Genomic DNA, 6000 nt, shown 5'->3' on the forward strand with positions numbered 1-6000 from the left:
GCGTGCCGTGCACGACCGGGCAATCGCTAACACCATGGTTGATCATGTTTTCCGTTGGCAGCGGAACCGGTGCATTTTCGGTCCCTCACGTAAGGAGCTGGAACTGTTGGTGCGTTCCCAGCGTCAGCAATATCTGGATAGCTGGCTGGGCGAAGTGCGCGACCAGCTTTCCGCAAGCACCGTAACATTGCTGGAAGCGTCAATTGCCGATCCGGACGGCCAGACCAGCTTCAACACGATGAAAGAGGATGCCGGCCAGGCCACCGACACGGTCTACTCCGATCCAACGACCCCACCGCATATCCCACTCGTGCGGATGCGGGCAACGCTACGGCTAAACGTCACCACTAGCAGCCAGCAGCTCCCGGGARTAGTCCTGAACCAGGCGACCTTCCTGAAGCTGGCGCCGGTCGAGCGTTTCGACGATGCGCGCATCGCGCATCACCGCCAAGCGGTCGCACATATGCGAGATGACCGCCAGATCATGGCTGACGATGACGAAGGTCAGGCCGAGCTCACGCCTCAGCCGGCTGAGCAGGTTGAGCACCTCCGCCTGGATGGAAACATCGAGGGCCGAAGTCGGCTCGTCGAGCAGGAGCACCTTCGGCGACAACGCGAGAGCCCGCGCGATGGCGACGCGCTGACGCTGTCCGCCGGACAGTTCGTGCGGGAAGCGAAAGCCGAATGCGCCAGGCAAGCCGACCATTTCCAGCAGTTCGCGCGCCCGCTGCTGGCTGTTGTCCATGCCGTTGATCCGCATCGGCTCCGCAACCGTCCGCGCGATGACGAAACGGGGGTGGAGAGACGCATAGGGATCCTGAAAAACCATCTGCGCCCGCCGCGCCAGATCCTTTCGCCCCATCGACCTGATCGGCGCGCCGTCAATCTCGATCGTACCGCTCCAGGTGCGGTTGAGGCCCATCATGGTGCGCAGCACCGTCGACTTGCCGGAGCCCGACTCGCCGACCAGCCCGAAGCTCTCACCCGGCGCGACCGAAAAAACGACATCGCGCACCACCGTGGCGGCGCCGAACGTCACATTGAGATTTTCGACCCTGATCATGGTTGCCTCTCCGGATTGGCCCAGCCGGCTTCCCGCTGCAGTACCGGCAGCGGATCGCCCGTGCTCTGGATCGACGGCAGGCAGGCGAGAAGGCCTTGCGTATAGGGATGGCGCGCATTGTGCATTTCGTCGGCGCGCAGGGATTCCACGATACGGCCGGCATACATGACCAGCACCCGATCGCAGAACCGGCTGACCAGCTTGAGATCGTGGCTGATCAGGATCAGCCCCGCGCCCCGGCGCGTCACCAGTTCGTCCATGATCGAAAGAACCTGCGCGCGCACGGTAACGTCGAGTGCGGATGTCGGCTCGTCCGCCACCAGGAGATCCGGCTCGCGGGCCATCATCATGGCGATCATCACCCGCTGTCCCATGCCGCCGGAAATCTGGTGCGGATAGAGATCCACGACACGTTCCGGTGCGCGGATGTGCACGGCCTCCAGCATGTCAATGGTCCGGCGACGCGCCTCGGCCCCGGAAAGCGCCGGATAACCGATGCGAAACGCCTCCATGATCTGCCGCCCCACCTTGAGGACCGGGTTCAGCGAGAACTTCGGATCCTGCAGGATCATGCTCATGCGCCCGCCGCGCAGCTTGCGCCGCTCCCGCTGAGAGGCGGACATAAGGTCAATGCCATCGAAGCGCAGCCTGTCGGCGCTCATTCGAGCGTGCGCGGGCAGAACGCCGAGCAGCGCCCGGCTGGAGAGGCTCTTGCCAGATCCGGATTCGCCCACGATGCCGAGCTTCTCACGGCCGAGCGAGAATGACACGCCACGCACCGCCTCGTGCCAGCCGCCATCCTCGCGCGGAAACGCGATATGGAGGTTTTCGACTTCCACCAAAGGTCTGTCTGTCATCCGCGTTGCCTCAGATGGGGGTCGAGCAGGTCGCGCATCGCGTCTCCCAACAGGTTGAAACCAAGGCAGACGAGGAAGATCGCAATGCCCGGCATGGTCGCGACCCACCATTGGTCGAAGATGAACTTGCGGCCGGTCGAGATCATCGCCCCCCATTCCGGTAAGGGTGGCTGTGCGCCGAGCCCGATGAAGCCGAGGCCCGCTGCAATGAGGATGACGCCCGCCATGTCGAGCGTCATGCGCACGATCACCGACGAGAAGCACATGGGCATGACGTGGCGAACGATCAGATAGGATTGCGAGGCGCCGGCCAGCCGTGCGGCATTCACGTAATCCGCGTTGCGCACCACCAGAGCCTCGGCTCGCGCCATGCGGGCATAGGGCGGCCAGGCCGTCAGCGTAATGGCAAGCACCGCGTTGAAGATGCCCGGACCGAGCGCGGCGACGAAGGCCAGTGCCAGAAGCAGCTTCGGCACGGCGAGGAAAACGTCGGTGACGCGCATGAAGATCTTGTCGACGATGCCGCCATAGGTGCCCGATATCGCACCCACGACAAGCCCGACGGGCGCGGCCGTGATCACCACCTGCAGCACGATCATCAGCGTCAGGCGCGAGCCGTAGAGAATGCGCGTGTAGATATCGCGCCCAAGCTCATCGGCGCCGAGCCAGAACTCCGCGCCCGGCGCCGACAGGCGCTTGCCAAGATCCGGCAAGTAGGGGTCGTGGGTTGCAAGCAGCGGCGCAAAGATGGCGCTGAGCACCAGGAGAAAGAGGATAGCGAGGCCGGCCATACCAGGCCGGTTACGCCGGAAGCGGCGGGCAAAGCGGCCGAATTCCGCCCGGCGCGCCATGCGCAGCGCCTGTCGTGAATCGGTCGGTTCAATCGGCATGACAGACCTCATGACAGGTGCTCGCGGGCGCGCGGATCGAGGGCGCCATAAAGAACGTCCGACAGCATGTTCAGGAAGACGAAGACGGCGCCCACCACCAGCGTGCCCCCCAGAACGGCGTTCATGTCGGCCCTGAACAGGGACGAGGCGAGATAGTTGCCGATACCCGGCCAGGAGAAGATGGTTTCCACGAGAACGGACCCTTCCAGCAGGCTGCCATAGGAAAGCGCAACGGTCGTGACCAGCGGGATTGCCGCGTTGCGCAGCGCATGCCCCACGACAACCTCGAATTCGCTGGCGCCCTTCAGCCGCGCCGTCAGCACATATTCGCGGTTGAGCTGGTCGAGCATCATCGAGCGCGTCATGCGCCCGATATAAGCCAGGCTATAGAAACCGAGCAGAAGCGCCGGCAGGATGATGTGGCTCATCGCGTTCCAGAACACCTCCCACTCACCGGCAAGCGCACTGTCGATGAGGATCGATCCGGTACGGTGATCGACGAGGCCCTGGTAGAACACATCCAGCTGGCCCGGCCCGGATACCCAGTCGAGCTTGAAGTAGAAGAAGAAAAGGCCCACCAGCCCCAGCCAGAACACCGGCACGGAATACCCCACCAGTGCGATCAGCCGGATCACGTGGTCCGGCCATTTCTCATGCCAATAGGCTGCGGCGACGCCGGCGGGAATACCGAGCACGACACCGATCAGAAGCCCGATGGTCGACAGCTCGAGCGTGGCGGGGAAGAAGTCGAGCAGGTCGTCCAGCACGGGCCGGCTGGTGACGAAGGACTGGCCGAAATCGCCGTGCAGCAGCCCTAAGACATAGGTGGCGAACTGGACGTAGAGCGGTTTGTCGCGGCCGAGCGCGATGAAAACCCGCTCATAGACCTCCGGCGAGGCCTTGTCGCCGACGATGGCGAGCACAGGGTCGATCGGCACGACGCGGCCGACCACGAAGGTGAGCACGACAAGGCCGAAAAGCGTGATGGCCACGGTCGCAGCCCAGGCGCCGGCATGTCGCGAAAATGTAAGAAGCCGCAAGATCAAAGGTAGCACCCGCCCACTGATGAAAGGCCCGCGGACGAGATTGTCCGCGGGCGGCCGTGTGTCGTTGTCCTATTCTTTGGTGATCGACCAATAGCGGTCGTCGGAGAAGGTGAGGCCGAGTACCAGTCCCTTGACCTTCGAGCTGACGGCTACCTTGCGCGTCTGCTGGAACATGTAGAGGAAGGGCGAGGTGTCGGTGTGCGTCTTCTGGATCGCTTCGTATATGGCCTTGCGCTTCTGCGTGTCCTGCTCGCGTACGGCTTCCATCGCCTGCTTCGAAAGATCACCGCCATCCCAGCCGAAACGGTCGGCGAGGCTGTCGGAGCCGTCCGGCGCATCCTTCTTGTTGACCGCGAAGGCCTTGGCGTTCGAATGCGGATCCGGATAGTCCGGTCCCCACAGGCCGAGCCAGATGTCCAGATTGTGGTTGCGGTAACGATCGAGCCACTGCTGGCCGTCGACCACCTGCAGGTTCAGCTTGACGCCGGCCTGCGCCATCGTCGCTTGGATAGCCTGGGCGAAGTCGGTATAGGGCGGCGTGTTCCAAACGACGGTGTCGAGCGAAATCTCGCCGCTCACGCCGGCCTCGGCCAGGAGGGACTTGGCCTTCTCCACGTCGAGCTTGTAGGGCTTGTAGTCCAGCGCGCCGAGGAAGCCGTTGGGAACAAGCGTCTGGTGGACCTCCATCGTGCCCTTGGAGATGGTGCCGGCAATGCCGTCATAATCAACGAGATACTTTAGCGCCTCCACTACTTTGGGCTTTGCGAGGTTCTCGTTCCGTACATTGAGGCCCATGTAGTAGATGGTGCCGGAACGGCCGTTCGCGATGGCGATATCCGGCTTGTCGGCGATGGCGTCGAAATCATCCGGGCCGAGCTTGTTGGCGATGTCGATATCGCCCTTTTCCAGCAGCAGCCTTTGCGCCGCGCTCTCGGCGCTATGCTGGATGAAGACCCGTTCGACGCCTGGCTTCTCGCCCCAGTAATTGTCGTTGCGCTTGAGCAGGATCGACTGCTTCGGTTCCCATTTGGCCAGAACGAACGGCCCGGAGCCGGCCGAGTTGGCGCTCTTCAGCCAAGCATTGCCGAAATCGCCGTTGGCTTCATGCTCCTGGACCAGCTTGCTGTCAACGATGCCGCCGACATAGGAGGACAGGCAGTAGAACAGGAAGCTCGGCGAATAGGTGTCGCCGATTTCCACGACGAGCGTCCGGTCGTCGGTCGCCTTGATACGATCTTTGACGTTCTCCGGCGTAAAGCCGAACTGGGTGATGATGAAGGCCGAGCGCGACTTCATCAGCACGACACGCCGCAGCGAATATTCCGCGTCCTTCGCGGTGACAGGATTACCCGAGGCGAAAGTCGCTTTCGGGTTCATCTTGAAGGTATAAACCTTGCCGTCCGGCGATACCGTCCAGCTTTCGGCGAGGACGCCGATGATCTTGGTCGGGTCGTTGACGTCGAAACTGACCAGCGGCTGGTAAATCTGGTTGGACGCCAGCACGCCGCCGACCTCGGAGACTTCGCCCGGATCGAGGGTGATCACATCGTCGATCGCATCGGCGACGACGAGCGTGTTGGCCGGCGTCGCTGCCCAGACGGGGCTCGATACGGCCAGCATGGCGGCAAGGGCGACCGAGTTCGCCCAGCGGGAAATGTTCATTCTGCTTCTCCTCCTCCAATGGCCGGCTTATTCGTGTTTGGCCGGTTCAAACAACCGCGACGCGGTCACCCTCGTGCCCACTACGGGAAGAATGGTTGCGTACGCACCCAAAGCTCCAGAGTGGGTTCGCTCCCCAATGTCGTCGACCGGTGCGGCAGATGCGACTGGAAGTGCATGGAATCGCCCGCGTTGAGGAGGTGGCGCTCACCGGCAACCTCAAGCAGCATGCTCCCCTCCAGGACATAAACGAAGTCCTCTCCTTCGTTGCGCATGACCTCGGAGACATGGCCGGGCGGGCGGCGCACCAGCGAGGGATGCAGCTTCGCACCCGGAAACCCGCGCCCCAGCAATTCATAGGTACGTCTGATATCGCCAAGGCTGAACGACCGGCGCTCCCCCTGGCGCGAAACCGCGCCATGCTGGAGCGGCGACGTGACGAACGCATCCACGCTCGCACCGAGTGCATCGGCGATGTTGCACAG

6 protein-coding genes are annotated in these 6000 nt (G+C 63.0%); all 6 read right to left on the reverse strand.

Annotation, left to right across the window (positions count from 1 at the left end; genetic code table 11):
• Positions 1–334 precede the first annotated feature (334 nt).
• On the reverse strand, positions 335–1063 hold the full coding sequence (locus AC1D17_RS22130) for an ABC transporter ATP-binding protein (protein WP_477567463.1): 729 nt from the start codon (positions 1061–1063) through the stop codon (positions 335–337).
• Positions 1060–1920 carry an ABC transporter ATP-binding protein gene (locus AC1D17_RS22135; RefSeq protein ID WP_477567464.1) on the reverse strand — a complete coding sequence of 287 codons (861 nt, stop codon included), beginning with the start codon at positions 1918–1920 and terminating at the stop codon, positions 1060–1062. The genes AC1D17_RS22130 and AC1D17_RS22135 overlap by 4 nt, the downstream gene beginning before the upstream one ends.
• The gene (locus AC1D17_RS22140) at positions 1917–2771 is read right to left on the reverse strand and encodes an ABC transporter permease (RefSeq protein ID WP_477567468.1); all 855 of its coding nucleotides are present in this window, start codon (positions 2769–2771) and stop codon (positions 1917–1919) included. The genes AC1D17_RS22135 and AC1D17_RS22140 overlap by 4 nt, the downstream gene beginning before the upstream one ends.
• Positions 2772–2818: 47 nt before the next feature.
• On the reverse strand, positions 2819–3802 hold the full coding sequence (locus AC1D17_RS22145) for an ABC transporter permease (RefSeq protein ID WP_477567465.1): 984 nt from the start codon (positions 3800–3802) through the stop codon (positions 2819–2821).
• Between the two features lie 123 nt (positions 3803–3925).
• Positions 3926–5518, reverse strand: coding sequence for an ABC transporter substrate-binding protein (locus AC1D17_RS22150; RefSeq protein WP_477567466.1), 1593 nt, complete (start codon positions 5516–5518; stop codon positions 3926–3928).
• An 80-nt stretch (positions 5519–5598) separates the two neighbouring features.
• A partial coding sequence (locus tag AC1D17_RS22155) for a cupin domain-containing protein (RefSeq protein ID WP_477567467.1) occupies positions 5599–6000 on the reverse strand: 402 nt, incomplete at its 5' end.

This window comes from Pararhizobium sp. P1_E7 (assembly GCF_056405855.1).